The 21276-nt window shown below is 53.0% G+C and carries 16 protein-coding genes; 10 read left to right on the forward strand and 6 right to left on the reverse strand.

The features are described 5' to 3' along the window. Positions 1-17: 17 nt before the first annotated feature. The 6 genes from J2W36_RS22220 to J2W36_RS22245 form a co-directional block, all read right to left on the reverse strand. Positions 18-3653 (reverse strand): YjbH domain-containing protein, encoded by a 3636-nt coding sequence (locus tag J2W36_RS22220; protein WP_307691950.1) that lies wholly within the window; start codon positions 3651-3653, stop codon positions 18-20. Beyond that, positions 3650-4249, reverse strand: a complete 600-nt coding sequence (locus J2W36_RS22225) for a YjbF family lipoprotein (RefSeq protein WP_307691951.1) — start codon at positions 4247-4249, stop codon at positions 3650-3652. The genes J2W36_RS22220 and J2W36_RS22225 overlap by 4 nt, the downstream gene beginning before the upstream one ends. A 161-nt stretch (positions 4250-4410) precedes the next feature. Next, positions 4411-4707 (reverse strand): hypothetical protein, encoded by a 297-nt coding sequence (locus J2W36_RS22230; protein WP_307691952.1) that lies wholly within the window; start codon positions 4705-4707, stop codon positions 4411-4413. A 107-nt stretch (positions 4708-4814) separates the two neighbouring features. After that, complete coding sequence (locus J2W36_RS22235) at positions 4815-7355, reverse strand: polysaccharide biosynthesis/export family protein (protein WP_307691953.1); 2541 nt, start codon at positions 7353-7355, stop codon at positions 4815-4817. Between the two features lie 249 nt (positions 7356-7604). Next, positions 7605-8351 (reverse strand): transporter substrate-binding domain-containing protein, encoded by a 747-nt coding sequence (locus J2W36_RS22240; RefSeq protein WP_307691954.1) that lies wholly within the window; start codon positions 8349-8351, stop codon positions 7605-7607. Positions 8352-8434: 83 nt separating this feature from the next. After that, positions 8435-8557, reverse strand: coding sequence for a hypothetical protein (locus tag J2W36_RS22245; RefSeq protein ID WP_307691955.1), 123 nt, complete (start codon positions 8555-8557; stop codon positions 8435-8437). 220 nt (positions 8558-8777) lie between these two features. Here J2W36_RS22245 and J2W36_RS22250 point away from each other — a divergent pair, with 220 nt between their 5' ends. From J2W36_RS22250 to J2W36_RS22295, 10 genes are all read left to right on the forward strand, one after another. Then, positions 8778-9974, forward strand: coding sequence for a GGDEF domain-containing protein (locus J2W36_RS22250; protein ID WP_307691956.1), 1197 nt, complete (start codon positions 8778-8780; stop codon positions 9972-9974). A gap of 663 nt (positions 9975-10637) precedes the next feature. Beyond that, positions 10638-11789: a polysaccharide biosynthesis/export family protein gene (locus J2W36_RS22255; protein WP_307691957.1), complete on the forward strand. Its 1152-nt coding sequence runs from the start codon at positions 10638-10640 to the stop codon at positions 11787-11789. Further along, positions 11786-12232 (forward strand): low molecular weight protein-tyrosine-phosphatase, encoded by a 447-nt coding sequence (locus tag J2W36_RS22260; RefSeq protein WP_307691958.1) that lies wholly within the window; start codon positions 11786-11788, stop codon positions 12230-12232. The genes J2W36_RS22255 and J2W36_RS22260 overlap by 4 nt, the downstream gene beginning before the upstream one ends. Continuing rightward, entirely contained in the window at positions 12233-14479 is a 2247-nt protein-coding gene (locus J2W36_RS22265) for a polysaccharide biosynthesis tyrosine autokinase (protein ID WP_307691959.1), read from the forward strand. It abuts the gene before it with no gap. 281 nt (positions 14480-14760) lie between these two features. Further along, entirely contained in the window at positions 14761-15360 is a 600-nt protein-coding gene (locus J2W36_RS22270) for a sugar transferase (protein WP_307691977.1), read from the forward strand. 71 nt (positions 15361-15431) lie between these two features. Continuing rightward, on the forward strand, positions 15432-16598 hold the full coding sequence (locus tag J2W36_RS22275; RefSeq protein ID WP_307691960.1) for a nucleotide sugar dehydrogenase: 1167 nt from the start codon (positions 15432-15434) through the stop codon (positions 16596-16598). Positions 16599-16602: 4 nt separating this feature from the next. Further along, positions 16603-17826, forward strand: coding sequence for an oligosaccharide flippase family protein (locus J2W36_RS22280; RefSeq protein WP_307691961.1), 1224 nt, complete (start codon positions 16603-16605; stop codon positions 17824-17826). Beyond that, entirely contained in the window at positions 17795-18907 is a 1113-nt protein-coding gene (locus J2W36_RS22285) for a glycosyltransferase family 4 protein (protein ID WP_307691962.1), read from the forward strand. Before J2W36_RS22280 ends, J2W36_RS22285 begins: the two co-directional genes overlap by 32 nt. Before the next feature lie 17 nt (positions 18908-18924). Then, a complete protein-coding gene (locus J2W36_RS22290) occupies positions 18925-20202 on the forward strand; it encodes a hypothetical protein (RefSeq protein ID WP_307691963.1) in 1278 nt (425 codons plus the stop codon). Between the two features lie 152 nt (positions 20203-20354). After that, positions 20355-21269, forward strand: a complete 915-nt coding sequence (locus J2W36_RS22295) for a glycosyltransferase family 2 protein (RefSeq protein WP_307691964.1) — start codon at positions 20355-20357, stop codon at positions 21267-21269. Positions 21270-21276: the final 7 nt, after the last annotated feature.

The following is a 21276-nucleotide window of genomic DNA, read 5'->3' on the forward strand; positions in this document are numbered from 1 at the left end:
TTCCGATAGAGCGGATATTAAAACGCCCACCGCGCGTGCACACTCCCCAACCCAATCGACACCTGCGGCCGCCCGCGCTGCGCACTTTCCTGGTCTGACAGCATCGATCCGATGGCGTAGCCGACCACGCCGCCGGCCACCACGTCGGACAACCAGTGCTTGCGCCCCGGCAGGCGGCCGAGGCCGGTAAGGGCGGCGGCGCCGTAGAGCCAGGGCATGTCGTATTGCTGCGCGAACGGCGTGACCAGGGCGAAGGCGAGGGCGGTGTGGTTCGATGGAAAGCCCGAACTGGCGGAACCGCTCTTGAAGCCGTCGAAGTGGCTCGATCCCATGCCGTCTTCGGGCCGCGCACGGCCCACTGCGTAGCGTGTCAAGGTGGTCACGCCCAGCGTCAGGGCGCCGGCCTTGAGTGAGGTCCAGCCGGTGTCTGTGTACCCGTCGCCGAACAGGCCGATGGCGGCGGCCCCGGCGCCGACGCCCAGCAGCACGGGCAGGGCGCTCGCCGCCTTGCCGGCGCGCAGGGAGCCGCTGCCTTGCAGGTGGTTCTGCGAAAACTTGTCCACGCTCTTGTCCAGCGTGGCCGCACCCAGGATGAGGCCACCTGCCCACAACCAGCTCGACGCGGCCGACGGCGCGGTCATCTGGTAGCCCATCGTGCGCGCGCTGCGGCCCAGATCGGTCAGCAGCCACAGCGGCCCGCGTTCGCCCGCGTTGTCGTCCTCGCTGCCGCTTCCCAGGCCGAAGATGTCGTCGCCGGCCGACCTCTTGCCGCTGCCCGGTGAGCCGAAGCGGAAGGCGCGCTGGTCGCGGGCTGCCGTCATGTCGTACAGCGTGTTCGACCGGGCCAGGCGGGCGCCGCCGTCGCGCGTCAGCGGGTTCCACAGGAAGTTGGCCGTGAAGCTGCTCGACCGTGGCAGCAGTGCGTCGAATGGAATCGACAGGTAGATGCCCTTGTCGAAGCTGCCTTCGCCGAACTGCGCGGCCGACACATTGGTCTTGGTCGCGTAGGCGCCCAAGGTCACGCCGTTGTTGAAGCGGCGGCTGATGTCCACCGTCACGCCGCGGTCGCCGGCGAGGTACTGGCCTGCGCTCACCTTGGCCAGCACACCGTTCCAGCCGGTGTCCCAGTACAGCGTGGCGTGGCCGGTGGTGACCTTGTAGTCGCGCAGGCTGAAGTCCTGGTCGAAGCCGCGCTGCTGCACGCGGTTCACATCCACGCCGAAGGCCACGCGGCTTTGCGAAGGCCGGTACAGCCATTCGGCCCCCACGCCCGCGAACATGGATTCCAGCGCGCCGCCGTAGACGCTGTAGTAGCTGTTGCTCGTCAACTGGCTGGCATGCGTGAGCTGCAGATTGGGAATCGTCAGGCGCGAGGACGTGACGTACTCGCGCTGGTAGGTGCGCACGCGGGGCAGATCGCTCGGCGCGGTGTAGCTGAACTTGTTGAAGTTGTCGACGGCACGCAGGTTCAGCGCGCCATTGAGCCAGGTGCTTTCAGAAAAACGGTATTCCGCCGAGGCCTGAAAGCCGATCTGGTACAGCAGGAAGGCGTCCGGCCCACCGAGGATCTGGGTGGTGCTTGGCGTCACGCCGAAGGTCAGCTTGTCGCTCGGGCGCGTCCACTGGCTGAGCGGGTCGCTGGCGGCAGATGAGTCCGCCGCAGAGGCGTCGCCCGTGCTGATGTCATTGGGCCGCGTGCGTGGCGGTGCGTAGTCGAGCCGGCCCGCCGCGGCTACCGCGGTCGGTGGCAGCGCCTGGTAATGCGCCGCCACCCAGGCGTCGCGGTCGATTTCCTGCGCATGCAAGGCGATGCCGCGCTCGTTGTAGTGCATCACGAAGCGCTTGATCTCTGCCGGTGCATCGCGATGCAGCACTGCCGTGATCTGCTCGACGCGCGCTTCGCGGTACACGGTGTTGCTGTCGGTGATCCACACATGCAGCGAGGTGGCCTGCGGATCGATGCGCTGCACCTTCCAGCCCGTGCGCGCCTCGATGTCGGCGGCCGTGCTCGGCCAGCCCGGCGACGCCGAAGGCGGCTGGGGCGAAAAGCGCGGCGCGGGTGGGTCGGCGAGCTTGGGCATCTGCAGCGTCGCCAGGTCGGTCGTCAACGTCATGCCCACCATGAACTTGTTGCCGCGCTCGATGCCGGCCGAAAACGCCACGCTCGGTGCGTATTGGTACACAAGCCCCACGTTCACGGGCGTGCGCTGCACCTGATTGTTGCCCAGCGGCTCGTTCTGGTAGTTGTTGCCTTCGTACTCCACCTTGAGTGTGAGCGGCTCCCATGGTGTGCGCCACTGCACGCCCCCGAACAGTGCGGCCGGCCCGCGGAAGTACGTTTTGGAATTGGTGGTGCCGGTGGTGTCGGACGTCGGCCGGGTCCTGAACTTGTCGCTGATCGCGATCAGCGGATTGCGCACATTGCCGCTGTTGCCCAAGTAGCCCCAGCCGAGGCCCAGGCTGAAGTCCAGGTCGCCATAGCGCTTGTTGGCCACCAGGTATTCCGACGAGAACAGACCCGTGCCGCCCAGGTCGCGAAAACCCAACGCCACCTCGGGCACGTAGGCGGACTCGCGCCACAGCCGCGCCTTGACGTCGATGCTCTTGTCCTTGTAGTCCTGGTCGCTGATGCCGTAGATACGGTTGTTGATCGAGGTGTAACGAAAGCCCGCTTCCAGCCAGTCGAGTGGCTGGAACATCACGTTCAGCCGCGTGTAGGGCTCGACGTAGGAGATCGACGTGCGCATGGTGCCTGTGCCGCTCATGCGCGCCGTGGGTGTCTGCAGCAGGCCGACCTCGCCCCAGTCGTTGCTGGTCGCTGTATGTTCGCTGTAGCGCGGTGCCGGCTCGGGCAGCACCGACACCATCGGTGGCAGCGCGGCATCGACCGGCTGCGGCGACGCGCCTTGCGTCGCCAGGAACTTGATCAGCCCGTCCGACACGGCCACCAGCGTGGCGTCGTTGCGCGGGGGCGCCCAGATCCACGCGCCTGGTGCGGGCTCATCGGCTGGCTCGGCGCTCCAGTGCGCCACCCCCACGCGCGCTTGGCGCCCATCGGGCTGCGCCACCCAGGCCCAGTCGGCCGAGGAAGACGACGACGACGCTGCCGCCGTCCCGCTGCCGGCATTGCAGGCGGCCACATAGTCCCAGGCCATGCGCCCGGGGGTGTGGGGCACTTGGCACAGCGCACCGTTTGAGCGCACCACGGCCACCGTGGTCAGGCGCGGTGCGGGCACCAGCTGCTGGCCTGCGGCCAACACCGGATCCTGCGCTGGGTTGCTCTGCAGCCACCGCGCTTCCACGCTGCCCAGCGCGGCCCGCCCCGTCACCGGCAGGCCCTGCAGCCAGGCTGCAAGCCGCTGGCGATCGGTTACGGCGCTGCCCGCGGCAGCCGGTTCGGTCTGCAACTGGGCGAGTATGTTGTTCTTGAGCACCTGCTGCGCGGTGCGCTCCTGCGGCACGCGCCACGACAAACCGATGTTGCTGCTGCCCGGCGGCTGCCGCAGCAGCCAGTCGCTCAGGCGCTCGCCGGGTTGAACATCGACCGCCGCCGACTGCGCGGCTGCGCTGCAGCAAGCGGCCAGCCAGAGACAGGCGGTGGCGATCTGACTGAGGCGGCAGGGCTGAGGTCGGCGGGTGGTGAATGGCATCATGGGCTTGCGGGCGTCCATCGCTCGAAGCTCAGGCAGATGTCGGGGGTGACGCATTGTTCGGAGTAAACCACCACCGGCGCGCCGGGGCCTGTCGACACCGCAAAGCGCGAAGCCGGCAGCGCGCCGTCGGCGCGGGTGGAGGTCGAGCGCTCTTCATACCAGCGCAGCGAGGAGGGCGGTACGCCCGCGAGCCGGGTGTCGCCCGGCGCGGGGGCGGGCACGGCAACGCGCGTCACCTGGTCACGCACGCCGAAGCGGTAGCCTGGCATGACGTCGCGCTCGCGCGCATAGGTGATCGGCTGGTTGGCCGTCGGCAAAGTGGTGGCAGGCGGCATCGGCTGCGCATGACGCACGGCGAGCCAGTTCGCGGGCAAGCCGGCGGTGCCCGCCAGGTGGCCGTCACGCAGCTTGACCACCTCCCCGGCACTGCTGTACCAGACCTCGACGGCGCCTTCGGGCGCCGGGTCGACATAACCGAGCACGAGGTAATTCACGCTGCCATTGATGACAGTGCGCAAATACGAATACTGGGGGTTGAATACCGCTGCAGGATCGGCATTCTTCGTGGGGTAAATGTGCTTGAGCGAATCGATCATTGCGTTGGAGCCGACCGAGCATCCCGCAATTGCCAATATGCCCAATGACAATGCCGCCCACAGGCTGCATTGAAGAAAAACGCGCACACGCCAGGCAGGGCGTACCGCCGCAGCGTGCGCGCGTAAACGGCAGCGCCCTCCGGCTAAGAGGGCGCTATCCATCAGCGGGTGGTACCCGTAGTGCCGGTCGTACCGGTCGTCCCCGTCGAATTGCCGTTGTTGCTGCTCGAAGAAGCAACGGCCACACCCACGGCCACAGCAGCAGCCACACCCACCGCGATGGCGGCTGCGGAAAGGCCCAGGCCGCCCGCTGCACCGGCTGCGCTTGCAGCGCCCGCACCCGCAGTGGTCGTGCCTGTGCCGCCAGCGCCTGCACCCGTGCCAGCCGTTTGGGCGAACACCGGCGTAGCGACCATGGCGGTCAGAGCGACAGCAGAAATCAATTGACGAAATTTCATGAAACCCTCTTTGGTTGTAAAAGTAGATTTCATGCTATCAGTTACAACCAGGCCAAACAACGCTGAAAATATTCCAACTTGTCAAATGATTGTGAAATTATTGTAAATTAATTCTTACGTAGTACTTGAATGGCCGCCGCACCCAACCCGAGCTGGTAGAAGATCTGCGAGAAGTCTTTGGCGTTGCGAACCACCGCGCTCCACGTCGTTTCCTGGTCCAGCTTTTCAGGCAGGATGATCGTGTCGCCCGGCATCACGGTGGCGCTCAGCACGTTGTTGCTCCACGAACTCGTGTTGGTCTGCGCGCTGCCATCGGCACGCAACAGGATCACGTTGTCGCGGTCGGAGCCCCGCGACAGACCGGCCTGCAGCAGGTAGTCGGAAACGCTCGCGTTGGTGCGGTAGACCAGGGCCGACTCGGTGTTGACCGAACCGAAGATGTAGACGTAGTCCGGCCGGTTGGGCACCACCAGGCGGTCGCCGTTCTCCATCTTCATGGCCGGCAGGCGTGCCACCACATTGTTGTTGTCGATCGGCAGACCCAGCGCAATGCGCCCCGTCGCCTTGACCGTGCGCAGCCGCTCCAGCGCCTGTTTTTGGGCCAGTTGCGCGGCTTGCAGGCGCAGCTGCACCGCAGAAGACGATGCATCGGCGGCGGCACCCTGGCTCTGCAGGGTCTGCGACAGGCTTGAGTTCGACTCCGCTTCCAGGCGACGCACCAGCTTTTCCAGGTTCTCCTGCTGGTTCTTGCGCACGTCTTCCCGGTAGAAGCTTGCGCCGAACAGGTAGGCGTCTGGCGTCAGGCCACCGGCGCGGTCGACCAGGCTCTGCAGCGAATCGCCCTGCATCATCTGATAGACGCCCGGCTTGCCCACTTCACCCTCGATGAGCACATACACGCTGCGCTTGGCAATCGGCACGCGCACGTCGTTCACCGAGAACACCGTCACGATGTCGCCCGGCTGCAGCGGCAGGTTGTCCGTCGAGCCCTGGTTGTTCAGCACATTGCCCAGGTTGAATGGAATCAGCGTCACGCTCAGGTCCGAGCGGTTGACGCGCTCGATCACCGCGTAGTCCATGTTCACCTGTTCGGTGAGCTGGCCGATGCGACTGGCCAGCGTGTACGAAGATTCGCGCACCTCTTCGTCGTCGCGCTGGCGTACGGCGGAAGTGCCGCGGACGGCGCCGTTGGCACTGCGCAACCGCTCGGCCTGCAGGCGCTGCGATGGCGTCAGCAGCACTTCGTTCTGGCGCCGTACCGACGTGCGGTTGAGCAGCGCCGCCGCGTTGGGAATCAGGTCGCTGATGCGCATGCCTTCGCGGAAGGGCTGGCGCACCGGCTGGTTCACGTTGCCGCGCAAGGTCACGGCGTTGGAGAACTCGGAATTCATCGTCAGCACGGTCAGCACGTCGCCCGCGCGCACCGTCTTCTGCAGGCCTTGCGCGTCCAGCGCAAACTCTTCCACCGTGCGCGGCTGTTGCTTGCCGGGCGTGATGCGTTCCAGGAACGCGCGACGCGGGTCCGCCACCACGGGCATGCCGCCCGCCACGCTCAGCAGGTCGCCAATGCTTTCTTCCGGGCCCTTGAGTTCGTAGATGGCGGGGGAGGTCACCTTGCCCGTCAGTGCCACATAGTCCTTGGCCGGCGGAATGAAGATCACGTCGCCGTCGAGCAGTTTGAAGTCGCCCGACTTGTCGCCACGCGCCAGGAAGGCGTACAGGTCGAGCTCGGTCACCACGCGGCCGCCGCGCTTGAGCTGCACATGGCGCAGCGAGCCGTTCGGGTTGGGCCCGCCGCTGGCGAACAGCGCGCTTACCAGCGTCGACACGCTGCTCAGGTTGTAGGCGCCTGGCCGATGGCTCTGGCCCACCAGGTACACCGTGATGGAACGCAGCTGGCCCAGCGTGACGCTCAGCTCGAAGTCCTTGAACACGCGGCCGATGGCGGCGTGGACCACGTCTTCGGCTTGCGACGCCTTGACGCCGGCAAGGTTGATCGTGCCGATGCGTGGAATCGAGATCTGCCCGTTGCGGTCGACGGTCGCGCGCACGTCGATGTCGACCGCGCCCCAGCCGCGAATCAGCAGTTCGTCGCCCGGGCCCAAGGCATAGTCGCCAGTGACAGGGATGTTCTGGATGGGTGCGAACGGGCTGCCGCCGCCGGCTGCCGAAGCGCCGTTGAGGAAGAAGTCGGAACCGTAGATGGGCAGCGGCTGGCCGATCGATTCCTGCACGAACACCTGGAACTCGTTGGGCGTGGAGGGCACTTCGACCTCGGTGCGCGCCGCAGGCAGGTTGCCATTGCCATTTGCGTTGCCCGGGCCATTGCCGTTCGCATTGCCATTGCCTTGCCCCGACGGCGAGTTGCCCGAGCGGATCACCGGGCGCTGCGACTGCTCACCGCCGCCCATGCCGGTGGTGCCCGATGCACCGCTGTCGGTGCCGCCGGTCGTGCCCTGGGTGGCCGTCTGGCTCGACATGCCCCACTGGCTGCGCTGGTCTTGCGTGCCCATGCCTTGCTGGGCGAACGCTGCCGACGCCAAACCTGCGGTCAGCATCAAGGCGCTGAGCACGCGCAAGGTCGGCTTGAGCGTGGCACGGTGAGCGGCGAGCGAAGTGCCGTAAGACGCCACTGGGCTGGAATGCATAAATCGAAAATCCTGTGAGCAAAAAATACCCAAAACCTTGACGAGCAGGGGCGCGCAATTATCCGTTGATGAGCGGCGTGCCCGCGTGCGCGTCGCACCGCGCGGAGGCCTTACGCACCGATATGTGGCGAATCTGCGTCATTCCGCACAGTTCGCCAATTGCATAAATGGCTGGTCGCCGCCATGGGTGGGGCTGGCTCGACATGGCCGCGAGCATCTGAGCCCCCTCTGCGCGCCCCTCTGCGCCCGTTAAGGCGCGACGTCTGCTCCATCGATGTGATGCCGTGCCAGCGCGTCGGCCACGAACCCGCTGGCCTTGGCGTGTTCCACGAACGCAGCCAGCGCCGCTGCGGCTTCTTCACCGCGACCGGCTGGCAAGCCCATCGCCTGCTGAATCACCATGAAGCGCCCCGGCAGCAGGCGCAGCGACGCATCGGCTTGCGAAATCGTCGCCAACTGCTTGCGAATGCCCGCGGCCACGTCGACCGTGCCCGCACGCAGCGCGTCGACCACGGCCTGGGCGTTGAACACGCGCTCGATGTGCGCGGCCTTGAGTTCGCGCGTGAGGAACAGGTCGTAAGCGCTGCCGGAGCCCACGCCCACGCGCGCGCCGGCCCGGTCGACCTCCGCGTTGTCCTGCAACGCAGAGGCGCCCGGCACCAGGTAGCTGCCTTCGATGAGCACATAGGGAGCGGTGAAGCGCAGGCCGTCGCTGCGGGCCGGGTCGATGGCGAAAAAGCCGATGTCGGCGCGCTCGGCCTTCACCGCCTCGACCGACTGCGCGGCCTTGTCGAACACCACCAGCTCGACCGGCACACCCAGGCGTGCAGCGAGCGCGTGAGCAAGATCGATGGACACACCTGAAGGCAGCCCGGTGGTCGCATCGCGGTTGGCGAGGATCGGGTTGCCCAGGTTGATCGAAGCGCGCAGTACGCCTGTCGGGGCGAATGCACGAACGATGGACGAAGGAATCGGGGGAAAATCGGCGGCGGACATCATCCGCCGGTTATAGACCAAACAAGCCTATGAAAGTAATCGGGAATCGCAGGTGTCGCGGGTATCGCGAGGGCGATACATGCTCAATGGTGCGCTGCCATGTCGTCCGCCGCGTCGGCCTGGCTGGCAACCTTGATCAGGCTGTATGCCGCCACACCGGCCGCGCACCAGACGAGTCCGAGGACGGTCAGGATGTTTGCAGTCATAACGTGTCTCCTAGCTCAGTGTTGGATAGGTTGCCTATCAACCTTTTGTGTCCAAACGGTGACCTGTTCGTCACCGTGTTGTGACTTTAGTCCTGAACACCTTTGTTTTCCAGAGGCAATCAGCCGTTTGGCGTACACGTTTTCCCCCAGCTCGGAAATGGGGCATTCCTCGTCCCCAAAATTGGGTACGCCACAACGTGGTGCAGCCCTGTAAGAAGCCATGTCTGAAACCGCCTCTGTCCTAGACCCGCGTTCCATCATCCTCGTTGCCGGCGTGATGGGTTTGATGATGGCATTCGTCATCTTTTTCTTGCGTCGGAGTTACCCTGCCTCTGTCGGCGGCCTGCGCGAATGGACCCTCGGCCCCGTGCTCAGCTTTGGCAGCACCTTGCTCTTTGCCGCCCGCGGCTTTGTGCCCGACTTCGTGAGCATCGTCGTGGCGAACATGGTGCTGTTCCAGGCCTGCATCTACCACTACGTCGGTAGCCAACGCTTCCTGGGCGACAGCGGAAGTACGCGGCAGTGGACCGTCCTGAACCTGCTGCTCGGCGTGGGCCTGTTCTGGTTCATGGCCGTGCACCCGAACTACCCCGCACGGCTCATCCTCTTCACCGGCGCCGTTACCCTGATGTTCGTGATGCACACACGCCTGTACATGCGTCATTCCTCGGACGACTTGGGCATGCGCCTGATGACCGGTGTGCTCGTTGCCCAGGCCGTGGTGGCGGGGCTGCGCGGCATCAGCGCCGTGGCCGGGCTGGCTGGCCACGGCATCATGGACAACGCCTGGCTGCAGTCGGGCTACCTGGTCATGTATTCGCTGACCGCGCTGTTCCTCACCATTGGCGCGGTGGTGCTGGCGTCTGACCGCATGCGTGCCGAATTCGAGTTCATGGCCACGCACGACACACTGACCGGCGCCCTCACGCGCAGGGCCATCCTCAACCTGTGCGAACAGGAGCTGGACCGTTGCCAACGCACCGGCAGTGACATGGCGTTGCTGATGATCGACATCGACCACTTCAAATTAGTGAACGACACCTACGGGCATCTGGTGGGCGATGCCGTTTTACGCCTGGCTGTGGCACGCATGCAGCGCGTGCTGGGGGAGGGGGGGCACCTTGGCCGCTACGGTGGCGAAGAGTTTCTGGCGCTGCTGCCCGGCAGCGGTGGCGCCCGCGCCGAGCACACCGCGGAGCAGTTGCGCAACGCCCTGCTTCAACCCTTCGATGCCGACACCTACTTGGCAAGCACGTGGGCAACGTCCCCGAAGCCGCCTACACCGCCTACCGCCAGCTTTGGCATTGCCAGCCACAGAGGGGAGGGCGAGACCCTCGACCACATGCTGTTGCGCGCAGACACCGCGGTATACCGAAGCAAGGCGCTAGGCAGAAACCGCGTCGAACACGCCGGCTAATACCAGAAGTTCGGGTTGTCAATAGGCCTTTTGACCGCCCTTTGGTTACAGCGTGAAAAAAAAACGCGACTGTCATCATCATCGTCTAGACTTGTTTCATGATTGTCACAAGCTTGTGAACTACCATTTACAAGTGGTGTTTTCCCTTGTGATCGCCACATCTGCAACACCATTGTTGCGAGCCCGGCCCTAAGAACCACTCCCCAAAGGACCAGCCATGCGAATCTCCGACACACATGTTGCCGACGGACGTCAGGCTGGTGGACTCGATCGTTGAGGCGGGGAAGGCGGCTCGCGCCCTTGCAGAGGGTGTCGGATCGATTTCCCGAAGCTGTGCATTCGTTCTCGAAAACAGGCTTCCTCGGCTATATTCTGCGGTCGTTTGCACTGTAAGGGTGCGGCGAAGTGCTGTTTGTGCGTTGCGCGCCCCTCGCCTGTGCGTGCTGCCCACGGTGGCCCCCATCAACCCGGCAGGCCTTCCCCGCCGCAACCTTACCTTCAGAAGAAGCTGCTCAGCAAGCCCGTTGACACCCGGCGGCGCAGCCAAGGAGAACACAAATTTTTAACGAATGTCACCTACCCGGTCCAGATGTTGCTGGAGCCGGGCATAGGTCTACTTTTTCAGCACTGACTACTTTGAGAACGAACGCAAATATGGCAAGGATGAGCACAAAAACTTGGATTGGGAGAGCGGGCGTTGTCCTGGGGCTTGCTGGTTTGCTGAGCCTGCAAGGTTGCGCTGTTCCGGGATTCGGCTTCGCTGGGCCTATGGATGCGGACCAGTCTTTGCCGCCCGATTTTCAATATTTGTCTGCAGATGGCGCACCGGAAGGAGTAATTACCTCTATCTCTCCCGCGCTAATTAGAACGCTTGCTCAAACTCAGCCTAGGAACGTCTCGCCAGAAATTAAATCGCTGTTTGGCAAACCTCCTGTATACACCATCGGGCCAGGCGATGTAATTGGAGTGCTTGTTTACGACCATCCCGAACTTTTGCCGAACGCCGGAGCAGTGATTTCTCAACAAGCTGACTCTACGGCAGTAAATGTTTCGCCTGGATTTATCGTTGGCGCAAATGGAGAGATCAGCTTCCCTTATATAGGCCATGTAAGGCTGCAGGGTCTTACGGAAATTCAAGCATCCGATTTGATAAGGAATCGTATTGCCGAATACATCAAGGACCCGCAAGTAACCGTTCGGATCCAATCTTTCCGAAGCAGACGAGCGTACGTCGAAGGCGAAGTAAGAACGCCGGGCCTGCAGATATTTACAGATGTGCCGATGACGCTGGCTGAAGCGATAAGCCGATCTGGTGGGATCACAGCCAATGGCGACAGGTCCTTTATCACATTGACCCGCAACGATAAAACATTCACCATAAATTTACAGCTATTGCAAGACTTGTCTTCAGATGCGAGCAAGATTCCTTTGCAAAATGGCGATGTCATTAATGTGAGGAATCGTGATGAGAGCAAAGTTTATGTGATGGGGGAAATTGCTCGGCCTTCGGCACTGTTAATGCGCAACGGAAAACTTAGCTTAAATGAAGCCTTGGGCGAGTCGGGTGGACCTAATTTGATTACAGCGAACACTGGTCAAATCTATGTTATCCGAAACAATAGCGAGGGAAATCCGCAAATCTTCCATTTGAATGCGAAGAACCCCACGGCTCTGGCTTTAGCTGATAGATTTCCGCTTAAACCGCGTGACGTCGTTTACATTGATCCCGTACCTTTGGTGGTGTGGAATCGCATCGTGAATTTGATTTTACCTTCCGCGCAAGTGGTTTATTATGGTAGTGAATCAACAAAGTGATCCGCGAAATTTTAACTGTATGCATAGGTAATATTTGCCGAAGTCCAATGGCTCAAGGACTTCTCGCAAATGCCCTGCCGCAAATCAATGTGCGCTCAGCAGGGATAGGTGCATTAATTGGACATCATGCTGACCCTATTGCGATAGAACTCATGGAAGCTAAAGGGATTGATATAGCCTCCCATATCGCACGTCAAATATCACCATCCATTTGCAATGCATCAAATTTAATACTGGTGATGGATGAAGAACAGAAAAAGTTCATCGAGAATAATTTCCGCTCCACCCGTGGGAAGGTCTTTCGGCTTTCGATGGTTGATGTACCTGACCCATATCGTCGTTCAAAATATTTTTTCGAAGATGTCTTGCGACAAATTGAAGATGCTTCTCAGCATTGGATAGCGCGCATTGAAAAAATTGTGTCACAAGAAAAGAATATCTAGATGGCCTTCTCAAATCAAGCAAATACAGCAGCGCAGTCGCAAGAAAATAGCGACGTCAATATTTCGGAATATATTGATATCGTCATCGACCATCGATGGTTGGTTGCATCAATAGCGTCGGCATGCCTAATGCTGGGTATCGTATACGCGCTTCTTACAAAACCAGTTTATGAATCAAACTTGATGGTGCAAGTTGAGGATTCGGAAAAATCTGCAGGTAGTTTTTTAGGTGACGCCGCATCTAGTCTATTTGATGTGAAAACACCTGCCGCGGGTGAAATAGAAATTATTCGATCGCGCATGATTCTTGGTCAAGCGGTAGAGAATACTAAATTATATATTGATACCTCGCCTAGATACATCCCATTAATTGGTAGGTGGCTTGCGGGTCGTGCAAAAGAATTATCCGATCCAGGTATTTTTGGAGTGGGCGGATTCGTTTCTGGGACAGAAAGTATTTTAGTCCCTCGTTTCGATGTCCCGTCGGCTTTGGAGGCTTCCGAATTCACTTTGACTTCAGGAGCAAATGGTGAATTTACAATAACTCATCCTAAATTTGATCAAGAGATCAAGGGCAAAGTTGGTAGTCTAGTTCAACAAGATATTTCTGGCTTCGGAAAAATTACCATTTTGGTTGGCGATATCAATGCTAAACAAGGCGCTAAATTTAATTTAACAAGAAATTCAAAACAGTTGACTTTGAACTCGCTCCAAGATGATATTAGAGTTATTGAAAAAGGGAAGCAATCCGGTGTTCTAGATGTCAGCTGGCAAAGCTCGAATAGCGAAAAACTTACGTTATTGCTGAACGAAATTGGTCGGTTGTATGTTCGTCAAAATATTGAGCGCAAAGCGGCCGAGGCTGAAAAAACTCTGGGGTTTTTGAGCACACAGCTTCCAGCATATAAAAGGCAGTTGGAGCAATCGGAGGCGACTTACAATCAATATAGAAATGAAAAGGGAACTGTAAGCTTAGACGATGAAGCCAAAAATGCTTTAACGCAAATTGTCGATCTGCAATCAAAATTGCTTGAGGCCCAGCAAAAACGGCGCGATCTCGCTGAAAAATTCACGAATAAGCATCCAAGCATGCAGACAATAGATGGTCAGATTTCGGCGATTAATGCAGATATAGCGGCAGTAAATTCTGGAATCAAAAAGTTGCCACTGCTACAGCAAGACACCGTGCGGATGGAGCGAGATATCAAGGTCAATACCGATCTTTATGTTTCCTTGTTAAATAGCTCGCTTCAAATGAACCTTGCCAAAGAGGGGAAGGTCGGGAATGTTCGAATTTTGGATGAGGCAATTGTCCCTGAATTACCCGTGAAACCAAGGAAGTCTCTTGTTGCTTTGATGTCGCTTATTCTTGGCGGTTTCGCTGGAGTTGCGGTGGCAATAATTCGCAATTCTTTCTTTGGCGGCATAAATAACCCAAGCGAAATTGAGGCGCATACGGGACTTAATGTATATAGCACAATTCCTTTGAGCGCTAGACAGGTTGCAATCGACGGGGATATTAGGGCAAAACGCCCTGGCGTTCATTTGTTAATGAACTTTGCGCCAGATGATGCTGCAATAGAAAGTCTAAGAAGCTTAAGAACTGCTCTGCAGTTTGCGATGTTGGAAGCCCCGAACAATCGTGTTCTTGTGACTGGCGGAACTCCTGGTGTTGGTAAGAGCTTTATCTCGGGAAATTTTGCTGCTGTGGTGGCTAATACAGGCAAAAAAGTTCTACTGATTGACGCTGATTTACGCAAAGGCTATATAAATCAAGTTTTCTCAGTCGCTCGTACGAATGGGCTTTCAGAGTTGATAACTGGAAGTATTTCGCTCGAAAAAGCCGTTCGTCGTGAAGTTTTTCCTAATCTGGATTTGATCACCACTGGTGTCTTGCCCCCAAATCCAGCCGAACTTCTAATGAGTGACTCTTTTTCCGAAATTTTGAATCAGATGTCAGTTCAGTATGACTTCGTGATCATTGATACTGCTCCTGTTTTGGTCGCAGGCGACACATCAGCCGTTGCCCCTCATGCAGGCACAGTGCTACTGGTTGCGCGCGCAGATAAAACGCAGCTTGGCGAAATTAATGAAAGCGTTAAACGATTGGCACATGTGGGATGCGTAGTCAATGGGGTGATTTTGAACGCATTAGACATGACGCGTCGGCATTACGGGAGCTACGGATACAAATATGGCGCTTATAAATATACGACCTATAAATACGGCGATGACAAAGCATCTTAAATTTAAGAGCATAAAAAGAAGATGCTTTTTTGATTCGTAAAAATTTTCGTTTTATAAGCTCTAAGAACACCAAGCATCGTTGTTACTGTTTGTAAATATGTTGAGCTCTCGATCAAAACTAAGAGATGCTTGGTCAGGAGTAGTTGATGAAAAAAAAAATCGTTTCAAAATCAGAGGATGCTATGTCTATGGCTGAAATTTCAGTAAATAACCGTGGTGAGAATGAAGAGTTCAATGGACTCGTTTCATCACCCCGTGCGCATTCCGCTTCTTTGGTCATCATGAAGCGAGTCGTTGATATCCTCGCGGCAATATTTTTCTTCGCTGCTTTTGGATGGCTTTATCTTCTAATCTGGTTGCTTGTTTTGCTTACTTCCGGTGCACCGGGAATTTACTCACAGCCGAGATATGGAAAAGGCGGGCGCGTGTTTAAATTGTATAAGTTTCGATCAATGGTGAGTAACTCACAAGAAATCTTAAACGAGTACTTGCGCACAGACGAAAATGCAAGACAGCAATGGGCTAAATTTCAAAAGCTTGAAAAAGACCCGAGAATTACAAAGTTTGGAGCCTTAATCCGAAAAACTAGTTTGGACGAGCTTCCTCAATTTTGGAATGTACTGATCGGTGATATGAGCGTAGTCGGGCCACGGCCATGCATGCTGGACCAGAAAAATTTATATGGCAACTCTTGGAATCACTATTGCGCCGTTCGGCCAGGAGTAACAGGTTTGTGGCAGGTGAGCGGTCGAAATACTGTTAGCTATAGCCGGCGTGTTGCTCTTGACGTTCGGTACGTCGAAAGGCTGTCAATCCGCCAAGATGCATACATTTTCTTGAAAACTATTTGGGTTGTTGCCACCGGGCACGGATCAAAATGAAAAAGAGCAATGCATAGATATTTCTTTGCAAGATGCTCATAAAGAATTTATATATTTTAAGTTGATGCATTATGAAAATTGCTGTCGCTGGAACTGGTTATGTTGGATTATCTAATGCAGTACTGCTTTCTCAAAATAATGAGGTCGTTGCTTTAGATATCGTTCCGGAAAAAGTTCAACTCTTGAATGCTAGAGTAAGTCCGATTATTGATGTCGAAATAGAAGATTATTTAAAAAATAAAGAGTTAAATCTACGCGCAACGCTTGACATGCATGAAGCGTACGAGGGTGCAAGCTATGTAATCATTGCAACGCCAACTGACTATGACGTTGAGCAGGATTTCTTTAATACTAAATCAGTAGAGGCGGTTATTCGTGATGTCAAACGAATAAACCCTAATGCGGTAATGATTATTAAGTCTACCGTTCCTGTTGGTTACACCGCCCGTGTTCGAAAAGAATTCGAAACTGATAATATCATTTTCTCCCCGGAATTTCTGAGAGAGGGAAAGGCCTTATATGACAACTTGCATCCCAGTCGAATTATTGTAGGTGAACGCTCTACGCGAGCGGAGATTTTTGCTAAATTGTTGCAGGAAGGAGCAATAAAGAAAAATATTCCTACGCTGTTTACCGTGTCTACAGAGGCGGAAGCAGTTAAGTTGTTTTCAAATACATACTTAGCGATGCGTGTTGCTTATTTCAATGAGCTCGATACGTATGCTGCAACACACAATTTGGATTCTCGCCAGATTATTGAAGGTGTGTGCCTTGATCCCCGTATTGGTAATCATTACAACAATCCTTCGTTCGGGTATGGAGGGTATTGTTTGCCAAAAGACACGAAACAATTGTTGGCGAATTACAAGCAGGTTCCTCAGAATCTAATAAATGCTATTGTTCAATCTAATAGCACGCGAAAAGATTTTATTGCCAAAGATATAATTTCGAGAAACCCCAAAGTTGTCGGCATTTATCGATTGATAATGAAAACGGGGTCGGACAATTTCAGAGCATCGAGTGTCCAAGGCGTCATGAAAAGATTAAAGGCAAAAGGCATCCAAGTCATTCTTTATGAACCTGCGTTGGCCGAGTCGAATTTTTTTGGATCCGAAGTAATTGCGGACTTAAATGAATTCAAATCTTCTTCGGATGTTATTGTCGCCAACAGGGTTACCGATGATTTGACTGATGTAGGCGGAAAAATCTACACTCGCGATCTCTTTTTTGATAACTAGCCAAATGGCGTCGGTCAAAAAAAACATCTCCTTTTTGTTGTTTTTGCATTGCACAAATTACGTATTTCCTCTTCTTTTGCTGCCGTATCTGGTACGCACGCTGGGCGCCAAAGAATATGGAATTTACTCGATGGCAGTGGCATTTATTCAGTATTTCAATGTGCTGACGGATTACGGATATAACTTGTCTGCAACCAGAGAAATATCTCTGGTGCGGCAGGATAGAAAAACTGTATCCCAAATATACTGGACAACTATTTTTTCGAAGTTAATAATATTTTCTATCGGAATAGTTGTCTTGTTTCCTTTTCTTTTTTTCATTAATTTGAAGAGTCAAGAAATCATCGTAATTGGAATATGCATAACTGGCGTACTCGGAAATATATTTTATCCAATATGGTATTTTCAGGGCACCGAGAAAATGTTGCCCATGTCCGTAATTACGGGGATTTCAAGATTCTTAGTGCTTTTATTAACGTTTGTAGTGGTTTCAACCGCTGCTGATACTAATAACGCAGTTTTTGTTTTTGGGTTGGCTTATATAATTCCGGCTGTATATCTTAATTTGAATTTAATTCTTAAGAAGGAAGTGGTTTTTTATATTCCGTCTCCTCTTGAGGTTTGGGCAAGTATTAAGGGCAGCTCTTCATTATTTTTGGCAAATTTCGCAATTACTTTTTATACAAGCATTAATGTATTCGTGGTGGGGCATTGGACCGGAGCCGTTGCGGCTGGAAATTATTACGCGGCAGATCGCTTGAAATTTGCGCTGCAGAACTTTATGTCCCCCATTTCGCAAGCAATATACCCGCGGTTCTGTGCTGTAGATGATGCTGGCAAGCTGATTCTTTTGAAAAGATATGGGACTGTATTTTTTGCATTTGCTTTTTTTATCGGCTTAGCAATGTGGCTATTAGGAGAATATGTTGTTAGCCGATACCTAGGCGTAAATGCCGGAAGTGCCCCATTTTATTTTAAATTGATGGCCCCGTATATTCCGGTTATTGCTGTCGGGATTATTTTTGGTCACTGGTGGCTCGCTGCTCGCGGGAATGGTTCGAAATTGAGTATTTTGTACGTGGGTGGTGCAATTTTGCATATGACGTATTTGTTTCCACTGCTTAATAGGTTTGGGGTCACGGGAGTGATATTTGCAACATTCGCTACTCAATGCTTAATTGTCGTAGGGATGATTTATGCGTTTTGGAAAAGCTTTGAAAAAAAGTAAACTGTATATAGTCCATCAAAATGGCGCGCCCGCACATTATTTGGCAGCCGCATATCTTTTTGAGCAACTTGCCTCCGATGTGGTTTATATTGAGTTTTCAATTTTAAGAAAGCTAGGGAAAGCACTTCTTGTTGAACGAAATTTAAAATCTTTGAGGCGAGCCCTTCGAAATGCCATGCTTTTAGGGCTTTGGTTTTTGTTTCCTGGTCTTTTGAAGCGGCATAAAGTGATATTGGGTGTTGCGCCGCTGGATTGGAGAGTTTTTTTTCTTAGTCGAATTTTCAAAAAAACTGATTTAATTTACCACACTTCTTGGAATATCTGGGATGGAACTCGATTTCCTTTTGGAATGAATCGGTTCTCTCCTGTGTTAAAGAAAATTTGGCTCTTTTTTCTGAGATATCGAGTTCATAAAATTGCTGTTGTGACGCCACTTTGCGCTGAAAGTATCGCGCAATTTATCAAACCGTCTAAGAAGGAAATTGCTACGGTCTTTCACTCATATGACGATTTTTTTTCGTATGATGAGAATTTTAAAGAGAAGTCGCTGACAAATTTAAGAGTAATTTATGCCGGTAGATTAATTGAGAGTAAGGGCATAGATAAGATAATTGACTTGGCTAGAGTTTTTCCTGATATTGATTTCTGCTTTATAGGGAAAGGTGAATTGGTTGCAAAGGTGGAATCGTGCTCATTGCCTAATGTTAAGTACAAAGGCTTCATCTCAAATGTTAAGTTAATGGCTAACTTATTTCGACAGAGTGATGTTATTTTGTTGCCTTCCATGAGAAGAAAAAATTGGGAAGAGCTATTTGGAATATCTCTAATCGAGGCAATGGCTTGTGGGTGCATTCCCGTCGTTACAGATCATGTCGGTCCAAAGCTAATTCTCGAGAATAGTGAATTGAGTGATCTTGTTTTTAGTGAAGAAGATTTTTTCGTTAATGCCAGCAATTGCTTACGTCGCTGGCAGTTGTATCCGGATGAGCTTAGATTGAGAAAGCTGGCTTCATCGGAGGTTGCAAGAAAGTATTCAAAATCTAACATATCAAAGATTTGGAAAAATCTTTTATTTAATTAGAAATATCAAGGGAAACGATGATTCGTTTGATTTATTGGGTTCCTTTGATTGTTGCTCTGGGAACTCTCTTCGGATATTTTGGTGCCACACTTAGCACTACAGTTTTCTTGTTTTTATTAATATTAATGTTTGTGGTTTTTGATTTGGTATCAAAAGCCATTTTCTTTTCCAAGCAAGGCGATGACAGGTTAATTGCGCTCGCATGTGGAGTTCTCATAGTTCTGTCAGTGATAGCTTTCTTTGTGTATCTAATCCGTCCAGGTGTTACATATCCATCAAAGTACGAGGGATATACATTAATCACGGCATTTAATAGTTTTTTTCCATTAATTTGGATTTCGCTATTTTCTAATAAACGTGATAATGATTTGGATCGTTGCCTCAAATTCATTTCCGTTTATGTTTTTGGCATTGATTTGTTGATTAGTGCTTTTCAAATCTATTACGTTACCTTCGTTGACCCGTCAGGCGGTATTTTTTCTACTAATCAGCGACTTAATTCTATTGAATTCGATGGAACGTATCGTCTTACTGGAATATTCCAAAGTGGCCAGGATCACGGATTTTTTCTCGTCACTTGCTTAGGTCTGCTTTGGGCGGCGGGATATGCAAGAGGTATTTTCAGTGTCTTAGTTGCGATCGCAGTTGGCGTTTGTGTTTATTACACATATACACGAACGATCTATTTGATATTTCTTTTGATGGTGTCAGTTATTTTGGTATACCAAATTAAGTCAATGGCTGGAAAGGGGAAGTTGGGCGCTCTTCTTTTTCTGCTGCTTGGAGCTTTATTTGTTATCGGGTTGTTTTTTGCATTAGATTTCTTTTATAGTTTCAATTACGCATCCAATGCTATTTTCAACACCCAAACACTCGATAGTAGACAGATGTCTTGGGCTTATTATTTCAATGCCGTCGAAAATAATTTAATGTCTTTGGTCTTCGGTCTTTTGTTGATGCAAAGCGGATTTAATATATTGGAATATACGCCTCCTTTGATCGATAATTTTTTCTTCGCCTCGATTTTGTTTGCCGGTATCCCGTTCTTGGTTGCGTATTTGATTTTTTACGCACTTTTATTTAGAGGGTATGCCGGAGGTTTTTTAAAAAGTCGCGATCGAAATGTAATTCGATTTTCGATTTTTGGAGTTGTCCTCGTGGTTGCTACACTTATTGCTGGTTACGCGACACCGATTTGGGATAACTATACAAATGGACTTTTCGGCGGCCTTGCATTGTTAGTTGCATACAAAAAGATGCGTTTGCTAAGAATTAAGCCGCTGGCTGCGATTTAGCGGCTTTAAAATTCTTTGGTGTATTTGTAGTGTGCAATTATTTTGCAAGAGGTGTTTTTTAAATTTCTTTGATGAAATAATTTCATCCGGGTGTTTCCTTGTGTTTTCAATTTGATGCATGGCTGCACCTGATTGTTTATGGAGTTTATTTCGTGTTCAATGTTGTTATAGTTAACTGGAATGGTTTGCAATTCTGCAAAGACTTGTTCGAAGATATATCCAAGATTTCGGATGAACTGTTTTTGCGATGTATCGTTGTCGATAATGCTTCTTCTGATGGAAGTGTTGAATTTATTCGGGAAAACTACCCAAAAATAAATCTCATAACTTCAAATGAGAATTTGGGCTATGCGAAAGGTAATAATATTGGACTTCGCCATTGCACGGAAGACTATGTTTTTCTTCTGAATAACGATACCAGAATTGCCGATAAAGATTTTTTTAAAAAAATAATTTCTTTTTTGGAGAAGAATCCGTCGATAGGTGCGATGACGCCAACCTTAGTTCTTCCTGATGGAAGACTTCAGACGGGTGCATGCGGATTTGATAAGGGCTTAATTTCTTACGTCGCGCATTTTTTCTTTCTGTCTAAGATTAGTATTAAATATTTTCCGCCGTTATATTTGGATCAACGTGTTTGTATTGCCTCTGGCAAGGAGACGTTGGTTGATTGGGTATCGGGCGCATGCCTTGTTGCAAGGAGAGATGTCCTTGTCAAAGTGGGCGGTGTTCCTAGTGATTACTTTATGTATGCGGAAGACATAAAACTATGCAGGAACATTAAGCAGATTGGATATTCTGTGGCCTATTTCCCTGGGGCAAAGCTCATGCATATCCATGGTGGATCTGAAACGGAAAAAAGCACCAAGACTCGATGGATTACCTCAACTTTGAGTGAGTATGAGCAGCGAGAGGGTAGTGGGGCAAAGAAAATTGCACAAATGATATTTTTTCTTGGCTTTCTTGCTAGATCGTTTATTTATTATTGGCTTTATCTGTTTTCTCGAAAAAATAGATTTAAAGTCGCTGGGAAGAAGATGTGGATGTATGCTATGGCGAGTTTGTAGGATGAAG

The organism is Variovorax ginsengisoli (assembly GCF_030811835.1).
In the GTDB taxonomy this organism is placed as follows: domain Bacteria; phylum Pseudomonadota; class Gammaproteobacteria; order Burkholderiales; family Burkholderiaceae_C; genus Variovorax; species Variovorax ginsengisoli_C.